Annotated in this window: 22 protein-coding genes; 11 read left to right on the forward strand and 11 right to left on the reverse strand. The window is 73.7% G+C overall.

All coding sequences use genetic code 11. The features are described 5' to 3' along the window. Positions 1-366: 366 nt before the first annotated feature. The 6 genes from A4V12_RS12575 to A4V12_RS12600 all read right to left on the reverse strand — a co-directional run bounded on the left by A4V12_RS12575 (position 367) and on the right by A4V12_RS12600 (position 8,175). Entirely contained in the window at positions 367-1,245 is an 879-nt protein-coding gene (locus A4V12_RS12575; protein WP_064069387.1) for a siderophore-interacting protein, read from the reverse strand. Positions 1,246-1,249: 4 nt separating this feature from the next. Then, a complete protein-coding gene (locus A4V12_RS12580) occupies positions 1,250-2,299 on the reverse strand; it encodes an ABC transporter substrate-binding protein (protein WP_064069388.1) in 1,050 nt (349 codons plus the stop codon). 191 nt (positions 2,300-2,490) lie between these two features. After that, a complete protein-coding gene (locus A4V12_RS12585; protein ID WP_064069389.1) occupies positions 2,491-3,651 on the reverse strand; it encodes an acyl-CoA dehydrogenase family protein in 1,161 nt (386 codons plus the stop codon). A gap of 3 nt (positions 3,652-3,654) precedes the next feature. Next, positions 3,655-4,617, reverse strand: coding sequence for a hydroxymethylglutaryl-CoA lyase (locus A4V12_RS12590; protein ID WP_064069390.1), 963 nt, complete (start codon positions 4,615-4,617; stop codon positions 3,655-3,657). After that, positions 4,614-6,551 (reverse strand): acetyl-CoA carboxylase biotin carboxylase subunit, encoded by a 1,938-nt coding sequence (locus tag A4V12_RS12595; protein WP_064069391.1) that lies wholly within the window; start codon positions 6,549-6,551, stop codon positions 4,614-4,616. The genes A4V12_RS12590 and A4V12_RS12595 overlap by 4 nt, the downstream gene beginning before the upstream one ends. A gap of 7 nt (positions 6,552-6,558) precedes the next feature. After that, positions 6,559-8,175 (reverse strand): carboxyl transferase domain-containing protein, encoded by a 1,617-nt coding sequence (locus A4V12_RS12600; protein ID WP_064069579.1) that lies wholly within the window; start codon positions 8,173-8,175, stop codon positions 6,559-6,561. A gap of 76 nt (positions 8,176-8,251) precedes the next feature. On the opposite strand from A4V12_RS12600, the gene A4V12_RS12605 reads away from it, so the two are divergent. The 4 genes from A4V12_RS12605 (at position 8,252) to A4V12_RS12620 (ending at position 11,019) form a co-directional block, all read left to right on the forward strand. Further along, a complete protein-coding gene (locus tag A4V12_RS12605; protein ID WP_064069392.1) occupies positions 8,252-8,842 on the forward strand; it encodes an SACE_7040 family transcriptional regulator in 591 nt (196 codons plus the stop codon). 168 nt (positions 8,843-9,010) lie between these two features. Beyond that, the gene (locus A4V12_RS12610; RefSeq protein ID WP_064069393.1) at positions 9,011-9,325 is read left to right on the forward strand and encodes a hypothetical protein; all 315 of its coding nucleotides are present in this window, start codon (positions 9,011-9,013) and stop codon (positions 9,323-9,325) included. 47 nt (positions 9,326-9,372) lie between these two features. Next, on the forward strand, positions 9,373-10,161 hold the full coding sequence (locus tag A4V12_RS12615) for a pentapeptide repeat-containing protein (protein ID WP_159028863.1): 789 nt from the start codon (positions 9,373-9,375) through the stop codon (positions 10,159-10,161). A gap of 90 nt (positions 10,162-10,251) precedes the next feature. Beyond that, positions 10,252-11,019, forward strand: a complete 768-nt coding sequence (locus tag A4V12_RS12620) for a phosphatase (protein ID WP_064069395.1) — start codon at positions 10,252-10,254, stop codon at positions 11,017-11,019. A 21-nt stretch (positions 11,020-11,040) separates the two neighbouring features. Here the strand turns inward: A4V12_RS12620 and A4V12_RS39485 are convergent, their stop codons facing one another. From A4V12_RS39485 to A4V12_RS12640, 4 genes are all read right to left on the reverse strand, one after another. Continuing rightward, positions 11,041-11,508, reverse strand: coding sequence for a hypothetical protein (locus A4V12_RS39485; RefSeq protein WP_064069396.1), 468 nt, complete (start codon positions 11,506-11,508; stop codon positions 11,041-11,043). A 15-nt stretch (positions 11,509-11,523) separates the two neighbouring features. After that, entirely contained in the window at positions 11,524-12,408 is an 885-nt protein-coding gene (gene tesB, locus A4V12_RS12630) for an acyl-CoA thioesterase II (protein WP_064069397.1), read from the reverse strand. Between the two features lie 5 nt (positions 12,409-12,413). Then, positions 12,414-13,571: an acyl-CoA dehydrogenase family protein gene (locus A4V12_RS12635; protein WP_064069398.1), complete on the reverse strand. Its 1,158-nt coding sequence runs from the start codon at positions 13,569-13,571 to the stop codon at positions 12,414-12,416. A gap of 102 nt (positions 13,572-13,673) precedes the next feature. Further along, positions 13,674-14,867 (reverse strand): helix-turn-helix domain-containing protein, encoded by a 1,194-nt coding sequence (locus A4V12_RS12640; RefSeq protein ID WP_064069399.1) that lies wholly within the window; start codon positions 14,865-14,867, stop codon positions 13,674-13,676. A gap of 167 nt (positions 14,868-15,034) precedes the next feature. On the opposite strand from A4V12_RS12640, the gene A4V12_RS12645 reads away from it, so the two are divergent. Continuing rightward, entirely contained in the window at positions 15,035-15,640 is a 606-nt protein-coding gene (locus tag A4V12_RS12645) for a hypothetical protein (protein ID WP_064069400.1), read from the forward strand. Positions 15,641-15,805: 165 nt separating this feature from the next. On the opposite strand, the gene A4V12_RS12650 is transcribed toward A4V12_RS12645, so the two are convergent. Next, positions 15,806-17,212 (reverse strand): PucR family transcriptional regulator, encoded by a 1,407-nt coding sequence (locus tag A4V12_RS12650; RefSeq protein WP_064069401.1) that lies wholly within the window; start codon positions 17,210-17,212, stop codon positions 15,806-15,808. A gap of 157 nt (positions 17,213-17,369) precedes the next feature. On the opposite strand from A4V12_RS12650, the gene speB reads away from it, so the two are divergent. From speB to A4V12_RS12680, 6 genes are all read left to right on the forward strand, one after another. Continuing rightward, positions 17,370-18,362: an agmatinase gene (speB, locus tag A4V12_RS12655; protein ID WP_064069402.1), complete on the forward strand. Its 993-nt coding sequence runs from the start codon at positions 17,370-17,372 to the stop codon at positions 18,360-18,362. Positions 18,363-18,629: 267 nt separating this feature from the next. Beyond that, positions 18,630-20,312 carry a thiamine pyrophosphate-binding protein gene (locus A4V12_RS12660; RefSeq protein ID WP_064069403.1) on the forward strand — a complete coding sequence of 561 codons (1,683 nt, stop codon included), beginning with the start codon at positions 18,630-18,632 and terminating at the stop codon, positions 20,310-20,312. A gap of 140 nt (positions 20,313-20,452) precedes the next feature. Continuing rightward, the gene (locus tag A4V12_RS12665) at positions 20,453-21,346 is read left to right on the forward strand and encodes a serine hydrolase (protein ID WP_064069580.1); all 894 of its coding nucleotides are present in this window, start codon (positions 20,453-20,455) and stop codon (positions 21,344-21,346) included. A 358-nt stretch (positions 21,347-21,704) separates the two neighbouring features. After that, positions 21,705-25,418 (forward strand): ABC transporter ATP-binding protein, encoded by a 3,714-nt coding sequence (locus tag A4V12_RS12670; RefSeq protein ID WP_107415395.1) that lies wholly within the window; start codon positions 21,705-21,707, stop codon positions 25,416-25,418. 80 nt (positions 25,419-25,498) lie between these two features. Beyond that, complete coding sequence (locus A4V12_RS12675) at positions 25,499-25,846, forward strand: hypothetical protein (RefSeq protein ID WP_159028864.1); 348 nt, start codon at positions 25,499-25,501, stop codon at positions 25,844-25,846. Positions 25,847-25,966: 120 nt separating this feature from the next. After that, the gene (locus A4V12_RS12680; protein WP_064069405.1) at positions 25,967-26,374 is read left to right on the forward strand and encodes a hypothetical protein; all 408 of its coding nucleotides are present in this window, start codon (positions 25,967-25,969) and stop codon (positions 26,372-26,374) included. The last annotated feature ends 86 nt before the right edge of the window (positions 26,375-26,460 follow it).

The following is a 26,460-nucleotide window of genomic DNA, read 5'->3' on the forward strand; positions in this document are numbered from 1 at the left end:
TTGAAACCGCAACGGCCCCCCGGGCCCCACCGGCCCCGCCCGGCACGGCCGTTGGCCGCCCCGCCGGCGCGGGTCCGCGCCTGGGCGCTGCCGCGCCCGGCGGCGGGTGGCCGACGGCGGGCCCGGCCCCCCGTCCTGCCCGCGGGCGCAGGCGGACGCGACGGCCGCCCGGCCCGCGGCCGCGCGCCCGGGCACGCCCGGACGGCCCCGTGGCGTGTTGCCACGGGGCCGTCCGGACAGGTGACCGCGGTCGCGCGGTCCTGACCGGTGGGCCCGGACGAGACCTCGCGGACGCTCCCCGGGTCATGTCCGCGAAGTCTCGCCCGGCCCGCCCCCGGGCGGGCGCCGATACGGTGCGGACGCTCCCTAGGACTCGTCCTCGGTCGTGTCCGGGACCTCCCGGAGCGCGTCCTCGCTCAGGCCCTTGCGCCAGTAGCCGACGAACGTCACTCGCCGGCGGTCGATGCCGCGCTCGTTCACCAGGTGCCGGCGCAGTGCCTTGACCGAACCGGCCTCGCCGGCGATCCAGGCGTACGGAGCCGTGCCGGACAGCTCGGCGGCGCGCACCGCGTCGACGGCGGCGGGCGCGCCCTCCTCCCGGACCAGCCAGGTGACGGTCGCGTCCGCCCGGGTCTCCAGCTCCAGCCGGTCCGCGGCGTACGGGACTTCGAGCCACACACGGGCCCGCGTCCCGGCCGGCAGCGACTCCAGGATCGCCGAGGCGGCGGGCAGCGCCGTCTCGTCGCCCCAGATCAGCACCTCGTCCGCGTCCTCCGGCAGCCGGAAGCGCACTCCGGTGTTGTCGGCGACGACCGGGCCGAGGACGGCCACGCGGTCGCCCGGTCCGGCCTGCGCCGCCCAGCGGCAGGCCGGGCCGCCGTCCTCGTGCAGGGCGAAGTCGATGTCGACCTCGGCCGTACCGTCGCCGGCGCGGCGCTGCTCCCGCACGGTGTACGAGCGCATCACCGCCCGCACGTCCTCCGGCATGGCCCGCCACGCGCCGAGCGCGCCGTACAGGTCCCCGTCCACCACGGGCGGCATGACCGGCTCGGGCTGGCCGGGGTGCGGCAGGAACAGCGACAGGCTCTGGTCGCGCCCGCCGGAGGCGAAGCCCTCCAGCCCCTCATCGGTGGCCCCGGTGAAGGTGACGCGGACCAGCGACGGGCCGAGCCGGCGCGTCCGCGCCACCTTCAGGGCGAAGAACGCGAACGGGACGGCGGGCGTGGCGGTCTCGGCGGTCGTCATCGGGTCAGGCCACCTTCTTGGCGTTCTCGATCGCCTTGGCGAGGTCCTCCAGGAGGACGGCGCACTTGTCGTAGGAGTAGATCGGCTCGGTGAAGCGCGGTACGACCTGGCCGGCCTTGACGGCGGGCAGCTGGGCCCAGGTCGGCTTGGACTTCAGGTCCGCCGGCTGGATGGCCTGGCTGCGGTTGTCCATCATGATGATGTCGGCCGGGTACTTGTCGAGGTTCTCCCAGCTGAGCTCCTCGAAGTAGCCCTGGGCGTTCACCTTCGGCTTGACGAAGTTCACGCCCAGCTCCTCGAAGTACGCGGTGTCCGCGGACATCTTGGCGAGCGACACGTAGAACAGCTCCGCGCTGGCCGAGCCGATCATGACGCGGATCTCCGGCCGCGACTTGGCGGCGGCGCGCAGCTGCCCGGCCGCCTTCTCGAAGCGGGCCTTGGCGGCGACCGTCTTCTTGTCCTTCAGGTCCGCGCCCAGCGACTCGGCCAGCTCGGCGTGGCGCGCCAGGGCCTTCGGCATCGTGGTGTTGGCGGCCCACAGCGCGACGGTCGGGGCCAGCTTGACGATCTTGTCGTGGGACTGCGGCGGCAGGTACCACAGCACGTCCTTGTCCCACATCGCCGAGACCAGCAGCTCGGGCTCGAGCTTCAGGTACTCCTCGATGTTGAAGGTGCCCCAGACGTTGCCCAGGTTCTTCACCTTGGTGACGTCGAGGTCGCCGGCCTGGATGTCGGCCTTCTCCTTGCCCGTCTTCGGGTCCTTGACGGTCGTCGGACCGAAAACGCCCTTGACCTCGATGCCGTAGTCGTGAAGGGCGGCGGCGGTGCCGATGAAGGCGACGATGTTCTTGGGGGTGGCCTTCAGTTCGACGGCCTTGTTGCGGTCGTCGGTGAACTTCCAGGGACCGGCCTTCTCCGCGGCCTTGCCGGAAGCGGAGCCCTTGTCGTCTTTTCCGCCTCCGCACGCGACGAGCGCGGCGCCCAGCCCGAGGGCGCCGCCCGTGGCGAGCAGGCCGCGACGGGTGAGATGGGTGGCTCGGGCGTTGCTGGGCATGGCGGAGTCGCTTTCGTACGGCCGTATTCGGCCACTGGGCAAGTTCGAGGGTAGGTTAGCCTAACCTCACGCCTTGTCCAGAGGGTGCCCCGGTGTGCGATGGGCCACGGTGCACCGGGGGGCCGGACGGTACGCGGGCACGCCACCGCCGCCACCGGTGCGCGGCGGCGGGGGCGGGTGTGCGTCCCAGGTCAGGCGGAGAGGCCCAACTCCCGTGCGATCAGCATGCGCTGGACCTCGCTGGTGCCCTCGCCGATCTCCAGGATCTTCGAGTCGCGCCACATCCGGGCCACCGGGTACTCGTTCATGAAGCCGTAACCGCCGTGGATCTGCGTCGCCTCACGCGCGTTGTCGACGGCGACCGTCGACGAGTACAGCTTCGCCAGCGCCGCCTCCTTCTTGAAGGGCTCACCGCTCACCAGACGGGACGCCGCGTCGCGCCAGCCGATCCGGGCCATGTGCGCCCGCATCTCCATGTCGGCGATCTTGAACTGGATGGCCTGGTTGTCGCCGATCGGCCGCCCGAAGGCGTGCCGTTCCTTGGCGTACTTCACCGACTCGTCCACGCACCCCTGCGCCAGGCCCGTGGCGAGCGCCGAGATGGCGATCCGGCCCTCGTCGAGGATGCGCAGGAACTGGGCGTACCCGCGGCCCTCCTCGCCCAGCAGGTTCGACACCGGGACGCGGACGTCGGAGAAGGACAGCTCGCGGGTGTCCGAGGCGTTCCAGCCGACCTTCGAGTAGGGCGCCGCGACCGTGAAGCCGGGGGTGCCGGACGGCACGATGATCGACGAGATCAGCGGCTTGCCCTCGGGGGTGCGGCCGGTGACGGCGGTGACCGTCACCAGACCCGTGATGTCCGTACCGGAGTTGGTGATGAAGCACTTGGAGCCGTTGATGACCCACTCGTCGCCGTCGCGGACGGCGGTGGTGCGGGTGCCGCCCGCGTCCGAGCCCGCGCCCGGCTCCGTCAGCCCGAACGCGCCCAGGATCTCGCCGCTGCACATGCGCGGCAGCCACTCGCGCTTCTGCTCCTCGGTGCCGAAGCGGTGGAGCGGCATCGCGCCGAGGGAGACGCCCGCCTCCAGGGTGATGGCCACGGACGAGTCGACCCGGGCCAGTTCCTCCAGGGCGATGCCGAGGGCGAGGTAGTCGCCGCCCATGCCGCCGTACTCCTCCGGGAAGGGCAGGCCGAACAGGCCCATCCGGCCCATCTCGCGGACGATCTCGTACGGGAACTCGTGGCGCTCGTAGAAGTCGCCGATCTTCGGGGCGACGACCTCGTGGGCGAACTCCTCCACGGTGCGGCGCAGGTCCTCGTGCTCCGGTGAGAGCCGGTGGTCCAGGGGCATGACTCAGGACTCCTTGTGGGAGGCCGCGCCGCCGAGGGCGCGGACGGTGCGGGACGGGCTGGGACGGCCCAGTTCTCCGGCCAGCCACACGCTCGTGGCGGTGAGCCGGCCGAGGTCGACCCCGGTCTCGATGCCGAGGCCGTGGAGCATCCACACGAGGTCTTCGGTGGCGAGGTTCCCGGTGGCGGACTTGGCGTACGGGCAGCCGCCCAGCCCGCCGGCCGAGGCGTCGACGGTGGTGACGCCGTGCTGGAGCGCGGCGAGCGTGTTGGCGAGCGCCTGGCCGTAGGTGTCGTGGAAGTGCACGGCCAGCGTGCCGGTCGGGACGCCCGCCTCGTTCAACTCGGTGAGCAGGCGCCGTACGTGGCCGGGGGTGGCCACGCCGATGGTGTCGCCGAGGCTCAGCTCGTCGCAGCCCATGTCCCTCAGGCGCCGGCAGACGGCGACGACCCGGTCGACCGGGACGGGGCCCTCCCAGGGGTCGCCGAAGCACATGGACAGATAGCCGCGCACGGTCAGGCCGTGCTCGACGGCCCGGGTGACGACCGGGGCGAACATGGCGAGCGCCTCGTCGACCGTGCGGTTCAGGTTGGCCCTGGCGAACGACTCGGTGGCGCTGGCGAACACGGCCACCTCGCGCGCCCCGAGCGCCAGCGCCCGGTCCAGCCCCCGCTCGTTCGGCACGAGGACCGGCAGGCGCACCCCTTCCAGGTCCCTGACGAGCGGGAACAGCCGCTCGGCGTCGGCGAGCTGGGGCACCCACTTGGGGTGGACGAAGCTGGTCGCCTCGATCGTGGTCAGGCCCGCGTCCGCCAGGCGGCGGACGAACTCGGCCTTCACCTCGGTGGGGACGACGCCCTGCTCGTTCTGGAGGCCGTCGCGCGCGCCGACCTCGTGGATCCGCACGCGGGCGGGCAGGCCGTCGGCCGGCACGGTCATGGGCAGTCCGCCGGGCGCGGTGGTCATCGCTCCTCCTTGGGGGCCACGACGGCCAGCACCTGGTCCATGGCGACGGTGGTGCCCGGCGTGACGTCCAGCTCGGTCACGGTGCCGTCGTGCGGGGCGGAGATGACGTGCTCCATCTTCATGGCCTCCACGACGACCAGGCCCTGTCCGGCCGTCACCTCGTCCCCGACGGCCACCTTCACGACCGTGACCGTGCCCGGCATGGGGGCGGTCAGCGAGTCCGCCCCGCCGTGCGCGGAGCCGCCGAGCGACGCCTCCACGGGGTCGTGGTCCAGGACGTTCCAGCTGTCCCCGTCCCGGCCCAGCCACGTCCCGGCGCGGTGGAAGGTGTGCGTGACGCCGTCCACGGTGACCGTCACCCGGTCGCCGGTCACGCGCGCGCGGCCCCGGGTCCGGTGGGCGACGGGCTCGTGACCCGGTACCCGCAACCAGTGCGTCAGGGGAGCCGGTTCGCCGCCGAGCCGCCATCCGCTGGGGACCGAGAACGGGTCCGTCCAGCCGCCGGCGTCCGGCCGGGGCCGCAGGGCGTCCTCGCGCACCGCGGCGGCCGCCTCGTACACCTCCTCCGGAACGCCCTCGGGGACCAGGCCGTCCACGTCCCGCTCCACCAGGCCCGTGTCCAGGTCGCCCGAGACGACGTCCGGGTGGGCGAGCAGGCGGCGCAGGAAGCCCGCGTTGGTCGGGACGCCGAGCGTGACGGTGCCGGCGAGGGCCGCCCGCAGCCTGCGCAGCGCGGTGGGGCGGTCGGGGCCGTGCACGATGACCTTGGCGAGCATCGGGTCGTACAGGCTGGAGACCTCGGTGCCCTCGCTCAGGCCCGAGTCGGTGCGCACCCCGTCGCCCGCCGGCTCCTCCAGCGCGAGGACCGTGCCGCCGGACGGCAGGAAGCCCCGGGAGGGGTCCTCCGCGCAGATGCGGGCCTCGATGGAGTGGCCGGTGAGCGCGATGTCGTCCTGGGTGAACCCGAGGGGCTCACCGGCCGCCACCCGCAGCTGCCACTCCACCAGGTCCACGCCCGTGACCAGTTCGGTGACCGGGTGCTCGACCTGGAGCCGGGTGTTCATCTCCATGAAGTAGTAGGCCGAGGGGTCGCCGCCCGGGACGATGAACTCCACCGTGCCCGCGCCCCGGTAGCCGCACGAGCGGGCCGCCTGCACGGCCGCCTCGCCCATCGCCGCACGGATCTTCTCGTCCAGCAGGACGGACGGGGCCTCCTCGATGATCTTCTGGTGGCGGCGCTGGAGGGAGCACTCGCGCTCGCCCAGGTGCACCACGTTGCCGTGGCCGTCCGCCAGGACCTGGATCTCGATGTGCCGGGGCCGGTCGATCCACCGCTCCACCAGCAGCGTGTCGTCGCCGAACGACGCCCGGGCCTCACGCCGCGCGGCGGCGATCTCGTCCATCAGGGCCGACTCGACGCGGGTGAGCCGCATGCCCTTGCCGCCGCCGCCCGCCGAGGGCTTCAGCAGCACCGGCATGCCGATCTCCCGCGCGGCCGCGGCCAGTTCGTCGTCGCTCAGCCCGCTGCCCGAGGAGCCGGGCACGACCGGCACACCGGCGGCCTTCACCGTCTCCTTGGCGCGGATCTTGTCGCCCATGAGGGCGATCGCGGAGGCCGGCGGTCCGATGAAGACCAGGCCGGCGTCCTCGCAGGCCCGCGCGAAGACGGCGTTCTCCGCCAGGAAGCCGTACCCGGGGTGGACCGCCTGGGCGCCGGTCCGCTCCGCCGCCTCCAGCAGCCGGTCCACCCGCAGATAGCTCTCCGCGGCGGCGGGCGGGCCGATCCGTACCGCCGTGTCCGCCTCCCGTACGTGCCGGGCGTCGGCGTCCGCGTCGCTGAAGACGGCGACGGAGCGGATGCCGAGGGCCCGCAGCGTACGGATGACGCGGACCGCGATCTCGCCCCGGTTGGCGACAAGAACAGTCGTGAACATCAGTCCCTCACATCCGGAAGACGCCGAACTGGGGGTCTCCCAGCGGGGCGTTGGCGCACGCGGTCAGGGCCAGACCCAGCACCTGGCGGGTCTCCAGCGGGTCGATCACGCCGTCGTCCCAGAGGCGGGCCGTGGCGTAGTAGGCGTTCCCCTGCTGTTCGTACTGAGCGCGGATCGGGTCCTTGAACGCCTCCTCCTCGCCGGCGGACCAGGACTCCCCGCGCGCCTCGATCTGGTCGCGCTTGACGGTGGCGAGGACGGAGGCGGCCTGCTCGCCGCCCATGACGGAGATCTTGGCGTTGGGCCACATCCACAGGAAGCGGGGGCTGTAGGCCCGGCCGCACATCGAGTAGTTGCCGGCGCCGTACGAACCGCCGACGACGACCGTCAGCTTCGGCACGCGCGTGCAGGCGACCGCGGTGACCATCTTGGCGCCGTGCTTGGCGATGCCGCCCGCCTCGTAGTCCCGGCCCACCATGAAGCCGGAGATGTTCTGGAGGAACAGCAGCGGGATGCCGCGCTGGTCGCACAGCTCGATGAAGTGGGCGCCCTTCTGGGCGGACTCGGCGAACAGGATGCCGTTGTTGGCGACGATCCCGACCGGGTGGCCGTGGATCCGGGCGAAGCCGGTGACCAGCGTCTGCCCGAACTCGGACTTGAACTCCTGGAACCGCGACCCGTCCACGATCCGCGCGATGATCTCCCGCGCGTCGTACGGCGTGCGCGAGTCGACCGGCACCGCGCCGTAGAGCCCCGCCGGGTCGACCTTGGGCTCCTCGGCCGGCTCCACCGCCCAGGGCAGCGGGCCCCGGGCGGGGAGCGTGGAGACGATGTTCCGCACGATGCGCAGCGCGTGGGCGTCGTCCTCGGCGAGGTGGTCGGTGACCCCGGACGTACGGGAGTGGACCTCGCCGCCGCCCAGCTCCTCGGCCGTGACGACCTCGCCGGTGGCGGCCTTCACCAGCGGCGGGCCGCCGAGGAAGATCGTGCCCTGGTTGCGCACGATCACGGCCTCGTCGCTCATCGCGGGCACGTAGGCGCCGCCCGCCGTGCAGGACCCCAGCACCGCGGCGATCTGCGGGATGCCGGCGCCCGACATGCGGGCCTGGTTGTAGAAGATCCGCCCGAAGTGCTCCCGGTCGGGGAACACCTCGTCCTGCTTCGGCAGGAACGCACCGCCCGAGTCGACCAGGTAGACGCACGGGAGGCGGTTCTCCAGGGCCACCTCCTGGGCGCGCAGGTGCTTCTTGACCGTCATCGGGTAGTACGTGCCGCCCTTGACCGTCGCGTCGTTCGCCACGACGACGACCTCGCGCCCGGCGACCCGGCCGATGCCGGCGATCACCCCGGCGGCGGGCGCCTGTCCGTCGTACATCCCCTCGGCCGCCAGTGGGGCCAGCTCCAGGAACGGCGAGCCGGGGTCCAGGAGGGTGTCCACCCGGTCGCGCGGCAGCAGCTTGCCGCGCGCGGTGTGCCGGGCGCGGGCCTTCTCACCGCCGCCGAGCCGGGCGGCGGCCAGCCGGGCCCGCAGCCCGTCGGCGAGCTCGTGGTGCGCCGCCTCGTTGGCCTGCCAGGCGGCGGAGGCCGGATCTGCCGTGCTGCTCAGCACGGGCGCCTGCTGCATCATGCCCCCAGTTAATGACCGTTAACGTGTGTCCATCAGGTTAACGACCGCTAACCGGCTTGTCTAGAATCGATCCATGAGCACCAGGACCGACGCCCCGACGCGCCGCGAACAGATCCTCAAGGAGGCCGCCCGCCTCTTCGCCGAGCGCGGCTTCCACGGCGTGGGCGTCGACGAGATAGGCGCCGCCGTCGGCATCAGCGGCCCCGGCCTCTACCGGCACTTCCCCGGCAAGGACGCCATGCTCGCCGAGCTGCTGGTCGGCATCAGCGAGCGCCTCCTCGACGGCGGCCGGCGACGCGTCCAGGAGGCGGCGGGCGATCCCGGGACGCTGCTCGGTTCGCTCATCGACGGGCACATCGACTTCGCGCTCGACGACCGCCCCCTGATCACCCTGCACGACCGCGAGCTGGACCGCCTCCGGGAGAGCGACCGCAAGAGGGTCCGCCAGCTCCAGCGGCAGTACCTGGAGCTGTGGGTCACGGTGGTCCGCGAGCTGTACCCGGCCCCGCCGGAGGCGGAGGCCCGGGCCACCGTCCACGCCGTGTTCGGCCTGCTCAACTCCACCCCGCACATCGGCCTCCTCGGCCGCACGGCCATGGAGTCCCTGCTGCGCCGCCTCGCGCACGGCGCGTTCGGCTCCCTGGGTGAGTCCCCGGTGGCCTGAGGGGGGAACGGCCGGGGGGCCGCACGGTGTGGCGCGTCGCGTCCGGGAGGCGGTGGGGTGTGGCATGGGCCGGTGCAGAGAAGACCGGCCCATGGAAGGCTCGCCCGGATCGCGCACCGGCGGCGGGCCGCCGGGCGACGCGGAAAGCGGCGCCGCCGCCTCGCCGGTATGGAGGGTCCCGCGGGCCGTGACCGGATCGCCTGGATCTCGCTGCTGCTGCTCAGCCTTCCGGGGTTCGCGGCGCTGGCGGCGCTTCTCTTCACCTGGATGCAGGTCGGGCAGGCGAACAAGGAACTCCGGCTCGGCGAGCAGGGCCAGGTCACCAGCAGGTTCAACGCTGCCATCAGCAACCTGGGCTCGGACTCCGAGGACGTGCGCCTGGGCGGGCTCTACGCGCTGGAGCGCCTCATGCACGACTCCGCTCGTGACCACCCCACGGTGGCTCGGTCGTCTCCGCGTACGTGCGCCGGCACGCCCCGGTGAGGGCCGGCGCGGCGGCGAAGCCTGTCTCCGCGGACATCGACGCCGCGATGAAGGTCCTGAGCAGACGCCCGCCCGCGGCCGGACAGCAGGCGATCGTGGACCTGAGCCGTGCGGACCTGAGGAGGTGGGAGCCCGCGTACCAGGGCGACGAGATCGTCCGCTGGGGCGGAGCGATGCTGGCGGGAGCGAACCTCAGCGGCGTGAACCTTTCCTCCGGGAAACTGCGCGGGGCCGTTCTGGACGGTGCGACTCTGCGCGGCACACCGTTGGACGGGGCAGATCTCCGTGAGTCGACTCTGGACGGAGCCGACCTGCGCGAGGCGTCTGTGAACCAAGCGGATCTTGGCGGCGCTTCCCTGAACGGGGCGGACCTGCGCCAAACCAATCTGACGTACGCGAACCTCAGCAAGAGCTGGGTGTGCGGCATCACGTGCGCGAATCTGACCGGCACGGACCTGACCGGCGCCAATTTGGCCGGGGCGGTTGCCGCGGAGGCGAATCTGACCAAGGCCATCCTGTGCTGGACAGGCACGATGTTCATCGGGAGCGTCGACGCGCCGGCCAGCCCGGCCACCGAGCGCGTCGTGCGATCGTGTGCCACCCTGCGGGGCGCGGACCTCTCCGGGGCGCTGCTCACCGGGCTCGACCTCGCAGGAGCGGACTTCCGAAGTGCCAACTTGACCGGCGCCGACCTGGCGAAGGCGGACCTCACCAAGGCGGACCTCCGCAAGGCCGACCTGAGGAAGGCCGACCTCACGGGGGCAAAGTTGTCCGGAGCCCGCTTCACGGGAGCGAAGCTCACCGGCGCCAAGGGCCTCCCGGCGTCTCTGCGCTGACCGCCGGTCGTGAGTGCCGACCGGGTGGCCGGCGGTCCACGGGGCGGAATGAGGCCGCCACCGACCGTGGTGGGGCGGCACAATGGGGCCATGCCGATACCCAGCCGCGCCGCCCTCGTCGAGCACCTCCTCCGCACCCGTATCGCCGGGAACGTCGCCACGCCGCGTGACAACAACCTGTCCCACTACCGCAAGCTGGCCAACGGCGACCGCCACTACTGGCTCGGTCTGGAGCTGGGGGACCGGTGGACCGACGAGCAGGACGTGCTCGCCGTGATGGCCGAGCGGTGCGGGGTGAACGACGACCCGGCGCACCGGGCCGGTCAGGACACCATCGACCCGGAGCTGACCGTCGACGCGCTGGACCGGATGGCCGCGCGGCTGCGGAAGGCCGCCGCGGGGAAGCAGCGCGTGCTGTTCGCCACCGGGCACCCCGGCGCGCTGCTGGACGTGCACAGCAGCACCGCCGCCGCGCTGCGGGCGGCCGGCTGCGACATCGTGCGGATCCCCGGCGGGCTCGTCGCCGACGAGGGGTACGTGGTGCAGTTCGCCGGCGTCGCGGTCTTCGAGCGGGGCGCCAGCCTGTGGCACACCCACTCGCCGGAGCCGATGAACGCCATCCTCGACCACCTGGACGTCCAGCCCGACCTGGTCGTGGCCGACCACGGCTGGGCGGGCCGCGCCGGCCAGCGGGGCGTCGACGCGATCGGGTACGCCGACTGCAACGACCCCGCCCTGTTCATCGGCGAGGCGGAGGGCACCGTGCAGGTCACCGTCCCGCTCGACGACCACGTCGTCGACCCGCGCTACTACGAGCCGATGACGGCGTACCTGCTGGACGCGGCCGGGCTGCTCTGAGACGGGGCGGCCGCCGGGCGCTCAGCCGGTGACCGCCCGCTTCCGGCGGCCGCTCAGCTCACCGCGGGCCGCCTCCATGAACGCGGCCCGCCGTTCCCGCTTGGCGGGCACCGCCGGGCTCGCGGCGCCGCCCCGCACGCGCGCGTGGAGCGCCTCGGCGTACTCCTGGGCGGCCCGCGCCGTCCCGTCCGCGCAGACCAGCTCGACGGCCTTCGTCGCCAGCCACAGGTCGTGCAGCGCCTCCTCGTCGGTGCCGCACGCGTCCGACAGCCCAAGGTGCCTGCTGTCGAGGACCAGCTCGATCCGCTGCGCCGAGCCGAGGAAGTCCATGATGGCCGCCTTGCGCTCGGCGCGTTCGGTGGCGGCCCGTTCCCACTGGTGGCGGCGGTTCTCGACCCGGGTCGCCAGGTGCTGGCCCACCAGGGTGCCCAGCGTGCCGAGCACAACTCCCGCCAGGGCCAGGGCCGTTCCCCCCGTCAGTGTCTCCATGGCGCCCAGGAAACCTCATCCGCGCGGGACGCGCACCACGCCCTCCTGGATGACGGAGATCGCGAGCCGGCCGTCCTGGGTGTAGATGCGCGCCTGCCCGAGGCCCCGGCCGCCCGAGGAGGAGGGGGACTCCTGGTCGTACAGGAGCCATTCGTCCGCCCGGAAGGGGCGGTGGAACCACATGGCGTGGTACAGCGACGCGCCGACGACGTCACCGACCGGCCAGCCGCCGCGCCCGTGGGCGAGGAGGACCGAGTCGAGCAGCGTCATGTCGGAGACGTACGTCGCCAGGCACACGTGCAGCAGCGGGTCGTCCGCCAGCTTGCCGTTGGTCCGGAACCACACCTGGGAGCGGGGCTCCCGAGGCGTGCCCGCCGTGCCGTACGGGGGCTCCTCGACGTACCGCAGGTCGACCGCCGCCCGGGCTTCCAGGAAGCGCTCGACGGTGTCCGGGTGGACGAACCGGTCCGCGTACCGGGGCAGCATCTCCGCGGCGGTCGGAAGCGTCTCGGGCGCCGGGGCGGGCGGCATGTCCGCCTGGTGCTCCAGGCCCTCCTCGTACGTCTGGAACGACGCCGACAGGTGGAAGATCGGGTGGCCGTGCTGGACGGCGACGACCCGGCGGGTGGTGAAGGACCGGCCGTCGCGGATGCGGTCCACGGTGTAGACGATCGGCGCGCCGGGGTCACCGGCGCGCAGGAAGTACGCGTGAAGGGAGTGGGCGACCCGGTCCTGAGGCACGGTCCGGCCGGCCGCGACCAGTGCCTGGGCCGCGACCTGGCCGCCGAAGACGCGCGGCACGATCGCCGAGCGGGACTCGCCCCGGAAGATGTCCTGCTCGATCCGCTCCAGGTCGAGCAGATCGAGCAGGTCGTCGAGCGGCTGCGCGCTTTCGGTCACCGGTGCTAGAGGCCCATCGACTTGGCGATGATGGTCTTCATGATCTCGCTGGTGCCGCCGTAGATGCGGTTGACGCGGTTGTCCGCGTACAGGCGGGCGATCGGGTACTCGTTCATGTACCCGTAGCCGCCGTGCAGCTGGAGGCAGCGGTCGATGACGCGGTGGGCGACCTCGGTGCAGAAGAGCTTGGCGCTGGCGGCCTCGGCCGGGGTCAGCTCGCCCGCGTCCAGGGCCTCCAGCGCGCGGTCGGCGACGGCCTCGGCGGCGTCGACCTCGGCCTGGCAGGCGGCCAGCTCGAACTTGGTGTTCTGGAAGTGGGCGACCGGCTTGCCGAAGACGGTGCGGTCGGTCACGTACTGCTGCGCGAACCGGATCGCGGCCTTGGCCTGCGCGTACGCGCCGAAGGCGATGCCCCAGCGCTCGGAGGCCAGGTTGTGGCCGAGGTAGTAGAAGCCCTTGCCCTCCTCGCCGAGCAGGTCCTCGGCCGGGACCTTGACGTCGACGAACGCCAGCTCGGCGGTGTCGGAGGTGCGCAGGCCCAGCTTGTCCAGCTTGCGGCCGATGGAGTAGCCCTCGGACTTGGTGTCCACCGCGAAGAGCGAGATGCCGAAGCGGCGGTCCTCGGCGGAGGGGGCCGAGGTGCGCGCGCACACGATCACGCGGTCGGCGTGGACGCCGCCGGTGATGAAGGTCTTGGCGCCGTTGAGGACGTAGTGCGAGCCGTCCTCGGAGAGCTTGGCGGTGGTCTTCATGCCCGCGACGTCGGAGCCGGTGCCCGGCTCGGTCATCGCCAGCGCCCACATCTCCTCACCGGAGACGAACTTCGGCAGGTAGCGCTTCTTCTGCTCGTCGGTGGCGAGCATCTTCAGGTACGGCAGGGCGAGCAGCACGTGCACGCCGGAGCCGCCGAACTGGACGCCCGCGCGCGCGGTCTCCTCGTACAGGACGGCCTCGAACTTGTGGGTGTCCAGGCCCGCGCCGCCGAAGTCCTCGGGCACGTTGATGCCGAAGACGCCCAGCTCGCCGAGCTTGTAGTAGAAGTCGCGCGGCGCCTGGCCCGCAGCGAACCACTCGTCGTAGACCGGGACGACCTCGGCCTCGATGAAGGCGCGGATGGTCTCCCGGAACGCCTCGTGGTCCTCGTTGAAAACGGTACGGCGCACGGACGCCTCCTCGTGGTGTCGCTGGCTACGGTCGTTCACTGCGGTCGGGCCGCATTTGGCTAAGCGCTTGCTCAGCCTGTGTCAGTCGAAGTTACTCATCGGTCACCCGGTCTGTCCAGAGTTCGAGTCTGTGATCCAGCGCCCTTCGGCGGAGTCGTGCACGTACGTCGGCCTCCCCCTGGTCCCGCTCGTGCGGAACGGCTTCCCGCCGTCCGTGATCCGCACCGTCCCCGTACGGCCCCCGGCGCTCCACTCCAGCTCCAGGTACCAGCGGCAGTCGCAGCCCGCCGTCCGGGCGGAGACCAGCAGCTCCTCGGGGTCGGAGGAGGTGACCTTGTAAGGGAAGGAGACGGCCGGGATCGTCCTGACCTCGGAGCCGGAGGCGTCCAGGCCGTCGACGGGCCTCGCGAGCGGGCGCGGCCGGTCGAGGTCCACGGCGAAGTGGCGCGGGGTGACGGCGCCGCCGCAGCCGTTGTCCATCCGGTACGCGTTCCACGGCAGCGGCGCGGCCCGGTCGACCACGCGCACGTGCAGGGCCTGGAGGACGACGGCGTCCGACGGCGACCGGCCCTGGAGCGTGATCCGCACCAGCGCCTCCCCGCCGTGCACGGCACCGTGCGTCCCGGCCCACGCCCCGGAGTCGGCCGCGACCGGCGGCGGGGCGACCGCGCGGGGGGCCCGGTCCACGAGGTAGGTGTGCCCGCAGCCGCCCTGCCAGAGCTGGGAGCCGACGCTCCAGGTGAAGGGGAGGGGGGCTGCGGTCCGCCCCGGAGGGGTGGAGGCGGGCGCGGGGGCGGGGGCGGAAGCCGTACGGGTGGGCAGGCCGAGCAGGGCGGCGGCGAGGGCGAGCACGACGAGGGCGACGGCGGCGGCGACGAGGAGGGGAGCGGGGGCGCGACGACGGGGGCGGGCGCGGGGCGCCTCCGGCGCGGTCGGGTCAGGGGCGGGGCCGGGGCCCGGGTCCGGCGCGGCCGGTTCCGGGTGCGGTTCCGGCGCGGCCGGCACAGGCGTGGGCGAAGGCACGGGCGCGGGCGAGGCCGCTCGGCGGCGGGCGCCGTCCGCCTCCGTCCAGGCCGCCTCCAGGGCCCGCCGTTCCTCCTCGTCCGCCCCGCACAGCAGGGCGAGGCGGTCGACCACGGCGAACTCCTCCGGGACGGTCGCGCCGGAGCAGTAGCGGTGGAGGGTGGACGCGCTGACGCTCAGCCGCCGGCCCAGCGCCTCGTAACTCCTCCCGTCCCGCGCCTTGAGCGCGCGCACGAGCCCCGCGAACTCCTCGACGGCGGCGTCCTTCGGCATTCCATCCCCCTTGATCCCACGTCCCACCCTTCACGTCCTTGCACGTCAGCGGGGGTGGAATGGTTCCGGGACGGATGGTGGGCGCGTGATCGTTGCGGGCGGCGGGCGCCGGCCCCACGCTGGTTGAGCACCGACCGAACGAAAGACCCGACGGGGGATCCACGACCATGAACAAGCTCCGCACCGCACTCGCCACCGCCGCCGCTGCCGCCCTGGGCCTCGCGGCCCTCGCCACGGCCCCGGCGCAGGCCGCCGCCCAGCCCGCGTTCCTCGACGCCTCCCAGATGCCGCCGTCGTCGACGCCGTGGACCGCCACCCAGGTCTTCACCGGCGTCCCGGAGAACGGCGGCGTCCTCTGCGCCCCGTACAAGATCCCGGCGCAGAACACCCGCTACCGCGAGTTCAGCACCGACCTGGACACCAACGGCGTCCAGGTCACCACCGTCGCCCGCACCGAGGCCGACGCCGTGAAGCTGGTCGACACCCTCCGCAAGGCCCTCGCCGGCTGTGGCCCCCTGCTGGAGCAGCAGAACCCGGGTCTGCAGGCCGTCAGCGCCTCCCACGGCAAGCTCGCCGTCGAGGAGGGCGCCTGGGTCTACAGCCTGGACACCGCCGACCCGCAGATCGGCATCAACGACATCCACCTGTTCTCCGTCGGCCGCGACGGCCGCACCGTCACCCTCGTCCGCTGGGGCCAGATGGGCGACCTCGAGGACGCCCCGCTGACCGCCTTCCGCACCACGACGAAGACCGCCGTCAACAAGCTCCACTGACCCGGGGGCTCCCCAGGGGCCGACCACGGATCGACAGCGGCGCGCCCGGAAGACGGGCGCGCCGCTGTGTCGTGCGCACCTACTACGCCGGCGGCGGAGGGGCGGCCGGGTGTGATCGTCGCGCAGGGCCGTGCCGCGCGCCGCGCCGGTGGCGGGCCGCCGGTTTCACCGCCACCGCAGCGCGAACCACAGCTCCATCCGGACCTCCGCGTCGTCCAGGTCCATGGCGAGCAGCGCCGCGCACCGGCCGATCCGCTGCCGGACCGTGTTGCGGTGCACCCCCAGCGCCGCGGCCGTGCGGTCCCAGCTGCCGTGCAGGGAGAGCCAGGTGCGCAGCGTCTCCGTCAGCGGCTCCGGCAGCGGGGCCAGGAGCGTGCGGGCGTACGCCGCCGCCTCGTCCGGGTCCAGCAGCGCGCCGATGCCGCCGGGGCGGTGCCGGGCGAACGGCAGGTGCGCCGCCCGGGCGCGGCGCAGGGCGCGGGCCGCCTGGAGGTCGGCCGCGCCCAGCTCGCCGGCGTCCACCGGGGCGCTGGCCCCGATCGTCCAGCCCGGCTGGGGGGCGACCTCCCGGCCGGCGGGCAGCAGCGCCCGGACGGTGCCCTCCCGCGCGTCCACCAGCGGCGTGCCGAGCGGCGGCGGGACGCCCTCGCCGCGCGCGTGCACCACCGTCCAGGGCGCCTCGCCCAGCAGGGGGGCCACCTCGGCGGGCGCGGCGCCCAGCAGCAGCCGGACCAGCGCGGCGGAGCGCGCCGCCTCGTCGGCGCCCTGGTGCGGGGCGGTGAGCAGCGACAGCAGGACCACCGCGACGCCCGCGATCGTGTGGTCGCCCGGCTCCCGGCGCTCCGAGGCGAGGCCCAGCGCGAGCCCCTGGCCGCCCCCCAGGGCGTACGCGGCCAGATGCGCGCCGCCCGCCGTGTCGGCCGCCGAGGCCGGACGGGCGCCCGTGTGCAGCACCCGAACCAGGCGCCCCAGGGCCTCGCCGGCCGCAGGCTCCACGGGCTGCCCCGCCGCCGCCCGTTCGGAACCGTCAGGCGCGTACAGCGCGGCCCGCCCCGCCAGCCGGGACGCCAGCGCGTGCAGGACGGCGGGCACCGGGTCGGGACGGGCCGCGGCGGTGGCGAGCGACTGCTGGGCCTCCGTCACCCGGCGCAGCTCCCGGTGGCGGGCCTCCGCCATCAGCCGCCACACCGCGCGCCCCACCGCGGCGAACGGCGTCCTCGGCGGTACCTCCAGCAGCGGCAGGCCGTGCCGTGCGCAGGCCGCGACCAGCCCGTCCGGCACCGTGTCGTACACCGGGGTCACCCCGAAGCCGAGCGCCGCCGCGCCCGCCTCGACGACCCGTGCGACGTACCGCTCCGGGTCCGTGAGCTGCATGCCCGCCGTCATCAGCAGCTCGCCGCCCAGCAGGTACGGGTAGGGGTCGGCCATCTCGGAGGTGTGCACCCAGTGGACGTCGGTCCCGGGCCGTCCCGCGAGCAGCCGCAGACCCAGCTCCTCGCGGGAGAGCAGTGCGCTCAGCGGGACCGGGGGCGCCGGTGGGGCGGGCACCGGCCCGGCGGTCGGCTCCGACATGGACAGTTCCTCCATCCAGGGCCCGGACAATGGAGGAAACGTACACTTCTGTGCCGGGCCCCGGCCACTTACTGTCGTCCCGACCGGCCATGCACACTCGAAGCAACGCATACCCGGACAGAGCAGTACCTGACGACCGAAAGAAGGCCAACCGATCATGAGCAGCACCCCCGAGACGCCGCGCGGCCCCATCGACTCGTCCCGCGTCCCGCGGTACGCCGGACCGGCGACGTTCGCGCGGCTGCCGCGCCTCGACGAGGTCGGCACCGCCGACGTCGCCGTCGTCGGTGTGCCCTTCGACTCGGGCGTCTCCTACCGCCCCGGCGCCCGTTTCGGCGGCAACGCCATCCGCGAGGCGTCCCGCCTCCTGCGCCCCTACAACCCGGCGCAGGACGCCTCGCCCTTCGCGTTGGCGCAGGTCGCGGACGGCGGCGACATCGCCGTCAACCCGTTCAACATCAACGAGGCCGTGGAGACGGTGGAGGCCGCCGCCGACGACCTCCTCGGCACCGGCGCCCGCCTGATGACGCTGGGCGGCGACCACACCATCGCCCTGCCCCTGCTGCGCTCGGTCGCCAAGAAGCACGGCCCCGTCGCGCTGCTCCACTTCGACGCCCACCTCGACACCTGGGACACCTACTTCGGCGCCGAGTACACCCACGGCACCCCGTTCCGCCGCGCGGTCGAGGAGGGCATCCTCGACACCGAGGCGCTCTCCCACGTCGGCACGCGCGGTCCGCTGTACGGCAAGCAGGACCTGACCGACGACGAGAAGATGGGCTTCGGCATCGTCACCTCCGCCGACGTCTACCGGCGCGGCGCCGACGAGGTGGCCGACCAGCTGCGCCAGCGCATCGGCGACCGCCCGCTGTACATCTCCATCGACATCGACTGCCTCGACCCGGCCCACGCCCCCGGCACCGGCACCCCCGAGGCGGGCGGCATGACCTCGCGCGAGCTGCTGGAGATCCTGCGGGGCCTCGCGTCCTGCAACCTGGTCTCCGCCGACGTCGTCGAGGTCGCCCCCGCGTACGACCACGCCGAGATCACCTCGGTCGCCGCGTCCCACACGGCGTACGAGCTGACCACGATCATGTCCCGCCAGATCGCCGCGCAGCGCGCCGCCGGCGCGGAGCACTCCGCGAAGTAACCTGCGCGGGGCGGTTGCCACCGGTGGAGCCGGGGCGGCCCCTGCGGGACCGTCCCGGCCGCCGGCCGGGTGCGGCGGTCTTCACGGCCCCACCCGGTACGGAACGGCGAGCGAGCCGAAGGGGCGCGCGGGCGTCGAAAGGAGACCGCGCGGAGGCTGTGAGGAACGAACGGCCGAGCACGATCGACCGTCGACGCACGCCGAGGCGCCCCGGTGGGGGTCCCCCGGCGAAGCCAGGGGGAGAACCGAGCCCTCGAAGGGAGAGCAGTGACCCACGACCACGACCTCGTGCTGCGGCCCACCGCCGCGCAGACGCGAGCCGCGCTGAACCCGCCGGCCGGCCGCACCGGAGGCGACCTCGTCGTCGAGACGCTGGCCGGCCTCGGAGCCACCACGGTCTTCGGGCTGCCCGGCCAGCACGTGCTCCCGCTGTTCGACGCGCTGCGCCGGTCGAGGCTCCGGTACGTCGGCCTGCGCGTCGAGAGCAACGCGGGCTTCGCCGCCGACGCCTACGGCCGGATCACCGGCGAGGTCGCCCCGCTCCTGGTGTCCACCGGGCCCGGCGCCCTGATGTCCCTCGCCGCGCTCCAGGAGGCGGCCGCCGCCAGCGCGCCCGTCCTCGCCGTCTCGGGCCAGGTCCCGGTCGCCGGGCTCGGCGGCGGGCGCCGCGGTCACCTGCACGAACTGCGCGACCAGCAGGCGTCGTTCCGTGACGTCGTCAAGTCCGTGCACACCGTGCGCACCGCGTCGCAGATCCCGTCCGCGATCGCCGCCGCCTGGGAGTCCGCGCTCACCGCGCCGCACGGCCCGGTCTGGGTGGAGATCCCGCAGGACGTGCTGGCGGCCGGGACCTCCCTGCCGGTGGTCACGCCCGTCGACGCCTTCCCCGACGAGCTCGCGCCCCGCCCCGAGCTGACCGCCGTCGCCGCGCACCTGCTGGCGAACGCCGAGCGGCCGGCGATCGTCGCGGGCGGCGGGGTCGTGCGCTCCGACGCGTCCGGCAAGCTGCTGGCCCTGGCGGAGCGGATCGACGCACCGGTCGTCACGACCTTCGGCGGCAAGGGCGCGTTCCCCTGGGAGCACCCGCTGTCGCTCCAGTCCTGGCTGGAGGACCGGCACACCACCGACTTCCTGGAGGACGCGGACGTCCTGCTCGTGGTGGGCTCCGGGCTCGGCGAGCTGTCCTCGAACTACCACACCTTCGCCCCGCGCGGCCGGGTGATCCAGATCGAGGCCGACCTCGGCAAGCTGGAGTCCAACCACCCCGCGCTCGGCATCCACGCCGACGCCCGCCTCGCGCTGTCCGCCCTGCTGGAGACCGTGGAACCGCGCCGCGACGAGCACGCCGCCGACCGGGTCCGCACGCTGCTCGACAAGGTCCGCGAGCGGCTCGACGGCCAGGACCTCGCCCTGGAGCGGCGGGTGCTCGCCGCCGTGCGCGACGCGCTCCCGGACGGCGCGCCCAGCTTCTGGGACATGACGATCCTCGCCTACTGGGCCTGGTCCGCCTTCGACGCCCGCCGCCCCAACACCATGCACTCCGCGCAGGGCGCCGGCGGCCTCGGCTACGGCTTCCCCGCGGCGCTCGGCGCCGCCGTGGCCGACCCCACCACACCGGTGCTGGCCGTCTCCGGGGACGGCGGCGCCATGTACTCGATCGCCGAGCTGGCCACGGCCCGGCAGCACGGGCTGAACGTCACCTGGCTGATCGTCGACGACGGCGGTTACGGCATCCTCCGCGAGTACATGACCGACGCCTTCGGCGAGGTGGAGGGCACCGAGCTGGCCCGCCCGGACTTCGTGGCGCTCGCCGGGGCGTTCGGCGTCCCGGCCGTCCGCACGACACCGGAGGCGCTGCGCGAGGACCTCGCCAAGTCCCTTGCCACCAGCGGTCCTTCCGTGGTCGTGCTCCCGGCCCGCCTGCGGATGTTCGCGCCGACACACGTGTGACGGGAATCGCGCGGGGTCCGTCGAACCGATGAGCCCCGCGCGTACAACTTTTCCCGCGCTGCCGAGTCATCGATGGCGTGAACAGACTTTCCATATCCCGCCGCAGGCGCGGGGCCGTGTGCGCCGCGGTCGCCCTCGGGGTGCTGCTGCCGACCGCCGCGACCGTCACCCCCGCCACCGCCGCCACTCCGGCCGTGGCGTGCACCTCCCAGAAGGCCGGCCTCGCCGCCAAGCTGGTCAAGGACATCAACGCCGCCCTCGCCGGCCGCAAGTCCACCACCGCGATCCTCGTCAACGACCGGGTGACCCGGACCAGCTGCGTCCTGCGGCCGGACACGCAGTTCGACTCCGCGAGCGTGGTCAAGACGACCGTGCTCGCCACCCTCCTGTGGGACGCGCAGAAGTCCAAGCGGGCCCTGACCGCGACCGAGAAGTCCCGCGCCACCGCCATGATCACCAAGTCGGACAACGACGCCACCACCGCGCTGTGGAAGCAGCTCGGCGTCACCAAGATCAAGGGCTTCCTGACCGCGGCCGGCATGACGAAGACCGTCCCGGGCTCCGGCGGCTACTGGGGGCTCACCCAGATCACCGCCCGCGACCAGCAGAAGCTGCTCGCCCTGATCACCGCGAAGAACGCCGTCCTCACCGACGCCTCCCGCGGCTACATCCTTCAGCTGATGAACGCCGTCGTCGCCTCGCAGCGCTGGGGCACACCGGCGGGCGCGCCCGCCACCGCCAAGATCCACGTGAAGAACGGCTGGCTGCCCCGCGCCACCCACGCCTGGCGCGTGCACTCCATCGGCGCCTTCACCGGCACCGCGCACAACTACCAGATCACCGTGCTCACCCACGACAACGCGACCATGCAGGACGGCATCAACACCATCCAGGCCGTCGCCCGCGTGGTCCACGCCGACCTCAACCCCACGGCCGCCCGCAGCGACGCCTTCGTCCCGCCGGCCGCCCCGCAGGAAGCCGTCCCGGCCGTCCCCGGCCGCGCCGCGCAGGAGCTCGTCACCGCCGTCCGCTGACCCCGGCCGCGAGCCCGCCCCGAGCCCGTCCCGTCCGGGCCCGTCCCGGCCCGAGCCCGTCCCGGCCCGAGCCCGTCCCGCCCCGAGCCCGTCCCGCCCCGAGCCCGTCCCGCCCCGAGCCCGTCCCGTCCGGGCCCGGATCCCGGGACCCGGGACCCGGCCCCGGCCCGTGCGGACCCGCCCGCCCCGCGCCACCCGGCGCGCGGCGGGTGCGAGGCGGGTGCGAGGCGGGTACGACCGGCGGCCTAGGACCAAGGGCCGATCATTGCGGAGGGATGAAATCCGTCCGCGCCCGCGTTGGTGCCTTCCGGTAGATCAGATCACCGACTCGATCACCGGTTCGAACGGGAGGCACCACGTGGTGGCGGCAGAGCAAGGATGGGCACGACGGCTGTCCGGGTACGCATGGCGGTACCGGCGCAATGTGGTGCTCGCGCTCGGCTCGTCCCTCGCGGGCATGGCCGTGATGGCCCTCGTCCCGCTGATCACCAAGGTAGTGATCGACGACGTCATCGGTGACGGGACGCGCTCCCTCGCCGTGTGGACCGGGCTCCTCCTCGCGTCCGCGGTCGCCGTCTACGTCCTGACCTACATACGCCGTTACTACGGCGGGCGCCTCGCCCTCGACGTCCAGCACGACCTGCGCACCGAGATGTACGGGACCATCACCCGGCTCGACGGGCGGCGGCAGGACGAGCTGTCGACCGGACAGGTCGTCGGGCGCGCCACCAGCGACCTCCAGCTCATCCAGGGCCTGCTCTTCATGCTCCCGATGACCATCGGGAACTTCCTGCTCTTCCTGATCTCCCTGGTGATCATGGCGTGGCTGTCGCTGCCGCTCACCCTGGTCGCGCTCGCCGTCGCCCCCGCCCTGTGGTTCATCGCCAAGCGCAGCCGCACCCGGCTGCACCCCGCCACCTGGTACGCCCAGGCCCGGGCGGCGCAGGTCGCGGGCGTCGTCGACGGTGCCGTGACCGGCGTACGCGTGGTCAAGGGCTTCGGGCAGGAGGAGCAGGAGACCGGCAAGATCCGCGAGGCGAGCCGCAAGCTGTTCGCCGGCCGCCTGCGCACCATCAAGCTGAACGCCCGCTACACCCCGGCGCTGCAGGCCGTCCCCGCCCTCGGACAGGTCGCCATGCTGGCGCTCGGCGGCTGGCTCGCCACCCGCGGCCAGATCACCCTCGGGACGTTCGTCGCCTTCTCCACCTACCTCGCGCAGCTCGTCGGACCGGTCCGGATGCTCGCCATGGTCCTCACCGTCGGCCAGCAGGCCCGCGCCGGCGTCGAGCGCGTCCTGGAGCTCATCGACACCGAGCCGTCGATCGAGGACGGCACCAAGGAACTGCCCGCCGACGCCCCGGCGAGCGTCGAGTTCGACGACGTCTCCTTCGCCTACGAGGACGGGCGGCCCGTCCTCGACGGCTTCTCGCTGGAGATCCGCCCCGGCGAGACCGTCGCCGTCGTCGGGTCCTCGGGCAGCGGCAAGTCCACCGTCTCGCTGCTCCTGCCGCGCTTCTACGACGTGACGCACGGCGCCGTCCTGGTCGGCGGGCACGACGTGCGCGAGCTGACCACGGAGTCGCTGCGCGCCGCCATCGGCCTCGTGCCGGAGGACAGCTTCCTCTTCTCCGACACGGTCCGCTCCAACATCGCGTACGGCAGGCCCGGGGCGACCGACGAGGAGGTGCGCGCCGCCGCCCGCGCCGCGCAGGCCGACGGGTTCATCGGCGACCTGCCGGACGGCTACGACACGAAGGTCGGCGAGCACGGCCTCACCCTGTCCGGCGGGCAGCGGCAGCGCATCGCGCTCGCCCGCGCCATCCTCACCGACCCCCGGCTGCTCGTCCTGGACGACGCCACCTCGGCGGTCGACGCCCGCGTCGAGCACGAGATCCACGAGGCGCTGCGGTCCGTCATGGCCGGGCGCACCACCCTGCTCATCGCCCACCGCCGTTCCACCCTGAACCTCGCCGACCGGATCGCCGTCCTCGACGACGGCCGGCTGTCCGACATCGGCACCCACGAGGAGCTGGAGCGGCGCTCGGCGCTCTACCGGCGGCTGCTGACCGACCCCGACGAGCTGGGCGGCGTCTCGCCCGGCCACGCCGTGCCCGTGGACCTGCCCGAGGACCGTTCGGTACGGGAGGAGCTGGACGCCGAGTTCGACGCGGAGCGCGGCATCACGCCCGCCCTCTGGGAGCGCGGCGAGCCGGCCGCCGAGTCCGCGGCGCCCGGCGCCACCCCCGAGCTGCTCGCGCAGGTCGAGGCGCTGCCCCCGGCGGACGACACCCCGGCGGTCGACGAGGTGCGGGCCGTCGCGGCCGAGGAGTCGTACGGGCTGCGCCGGCTGCTGCGGGGCTTCGGCGCGGCGCTGCTCGTCAGCCTCGGGCTCGTCGCCGTCGACGCGGGCATGGGGCTGCTGCTGCCGATCCTGATCCGGCACGGCATCGACGAGGGCGTCGAGCGGGCCGCGCTGGGCGCGGTGTGGGCGGCGTCCGCGCTGGCGCTGGTGACGGTGGTGGTGCAGTGGGTCGCCCAGACCGGAGAGATCCGGATGACCGGCCGCACCGGGGAGCGGGTGCTGTACGCGCTGCGCCTGAAGATCTTCGCCCAGCTCCAGCGCCTCGGGCTCGACTACTACGAGCGGGAGCTGACCGGGCGGATCATGACCCGGATGACCACGGACGTGGACGCCCTGTCGACGTTCCTCCAGACCGGGCTCGTGACCGCGTTCGTGTCGCTGGTGACCTTCTTCGGCATCATGGTCGCGCTGGTGGTGATCGACGTCCAGCTGGCGCTGGTGGTCTTCGCGACGCTGCCGGTGCTGGTCGTCGGCACGGTCTTCTTCCGCCGGTCCAGTGTGAAGGCGTACGAGCTGGCGCGGGAGCGGATCAGCGTCGTCAACGGCGACCTCCAGGAGTCGGTGTCCGGGCTGCGGATCGTGCAGGCGTTCCGGCGGGAGCGGTCGGGCGCCGAGGGGTTCGCGGCGCGCAGCGACGCCTACCGGTCGGCGCGGGTGCGCGGCCAGTGGCTGATCTCGGTCTACTTCCCGTTCGTGCAGCTCCTGTCGTCGGTCGCGGCCGCCGCGGTGCTGATCGTGGGCGCCGGCCGGGTGGAGGCCGGGACCCTGACGACCGGCGCCCTGGTCGCGTACCTGCTCTACATCGACCTGTTCTTCGCGCCGGTGCAGCAGCTCTCCCAGGTCTTCGACGGCTACCAGCAGGCGGCCGTCTCGCTGGGCCGGATGCAGGAGCTGCTGCGCGAGAAGACATCCACGGCCGCGCCGGCGAAGCCGCTGCCGGTGCCCTCGCTGCGGGGCGAGATCGCCTTCGAGGGGGTGTCGTTCGCGTACAAGGACGACGAGCCCGCGCTGAGCGGCGTGGACCTGCGCATCCCGGCCGGGCAGACCGTCGCGTTCGTCGGCGAGACCGGCGCCGGCAAGTCGACGCTGGTCAAGCTGGTCGCCCGGTTCTACGACCCGACGTCCGGCCGGGTCACCGCGGACGGCACCGACCTGCGGGACCTGGACCTCACCGCGTACCGGCACCGCCTCGGTGTCGTGCCCCAGGAGGCGTACCTCTTCGCCGGCACGGTCCGCGACGCCATCGCGTACGGGCGGCCGGACGCGACCGACGCGGAGGTGGAGGCGGCCGCGCGGGCGGTCGGCGCCCACGACATGATCGCCACGCTGGACGGCGGGTACCTGCACGAGGTCGCCGAGCGCGGCCGGAACCTGTCGGCGGGCCAGCGCCAGCTGATCGCGCTGGCCCGGGCCGAGCTGGTCGACCCGGACGTCCTGCTGCTCGACGAGGCGACGGCGGCGCTGGACCTCGCCACCGAGGCGCAGGTCAACGCCGCCACCGACCGCCTGGCGGGCCGGCGCACCACCCTGGTGGTGGCCCACCGCCTCACCACGGCGGCCCGCGCGGACCGGGTGGTCGTCATGGACCACGGCCGCGTCGCCGAGGACGGCACCCATGACGAACTGCTCGCCCGCGGCGGCCGTTACGCGGAGCTGTGGCGCACCTTCATCGGGGAGACGCCGGCCGAGGCCCCGGCGCCGACGGTGTGACCCGGGTGAGTACCCGCCCCCGGCCGCTCTGAGTACGGCCGCGCATCCCACCGCGCCCGCCCCGCGGTGGGATGGCGGGCATGAGCACCGACCTCGCCGACTTCACGGCCCCCGCCCGCCCCGCCCGCCGAATGCGCGTCCGCGCGTCGATCGCCGCCGTGGCGTTCCTGCCCGCCTGCCTGGTGACCGGATTCCTGACCCTGTTCTCCGAGCGGGCGTCCGGCTGCGTCATCCAGGGCGGCGACCAGTGCGTGGGCATGCCGGGCCAGGTGTGGCTGTACAGCGCCCTGGCGGCCGGCGTCCTGTGGGGCGTGGCGCTGTTCACGCCCGACCGGGGGCGGGTGACGGACGTCCTGCGCAGGGACGCCTTCCGGGCCCAGCTCGGCTTCGAGGCCCTCGCCCTGTTCGTGATCGTCAGCCACGCCTAGGTCGTGTCCGGGCACGGGTCCCGCGGAGGCGGCCGGGGCGGGGTGCCGCCCGCGCGGGCAACCGTTCGGCGCTCCCGTGCGTCGTACGCACGTACGCTCACAAGGCGAAGAGGAGCAAGTGTGTTCGACGGGGTGGCTGTGGCCGGGACAAGACGACTGCTCACGCATGTGCTCGCGGTGCTCGTCGCCGCGGGGTTCCTCGTCCTCGCCGGGCCGGGCACTCCACGCGCCGACGCGGCGGCCACCGCCTGCTCGGGGCGGCTCGTCAAGACGATGAGCTTCGCCACGGGCGAGCTGCGCGTGTACAAGAACCGCCAGTACGCGTGTGCCGTGACCGTCGCCAAGAGGCCCGGTGCCCGGCGCGCCATGTCGGTGTCCGTCCAGCCGCGCGGCGGACGGGCCGCCGTCGACGCGGGCAGGTTCACCCGCCAGGCGGGTCCCGTCACCGTGCACGCCCTCAACCGCTGCGTCCGGGCGTCCGGCACCGTGGCGGGCCGGGGCGCCTCCACCGGCTGGATCCTCTGCTGACCCGACCCAACGGGGGCTGGCGGCAACCGCGTTGACCCCACTAGGTTCGCGGCGACCACCGCAAACCCACGTGGAGGGTGAATGCG

The sequence above is a fragment of the Streptomyces noursei genome (genome assembly GCF_001646665.1).
In the GTDB taxonomy this organism is placed as follows: domain Bacteria; phylum Actinomycetota; class Actinomycetes; order Streptomycetales; family Streptomycetaceae; genus Streptomyces; species Streptomyces lavendulocolor.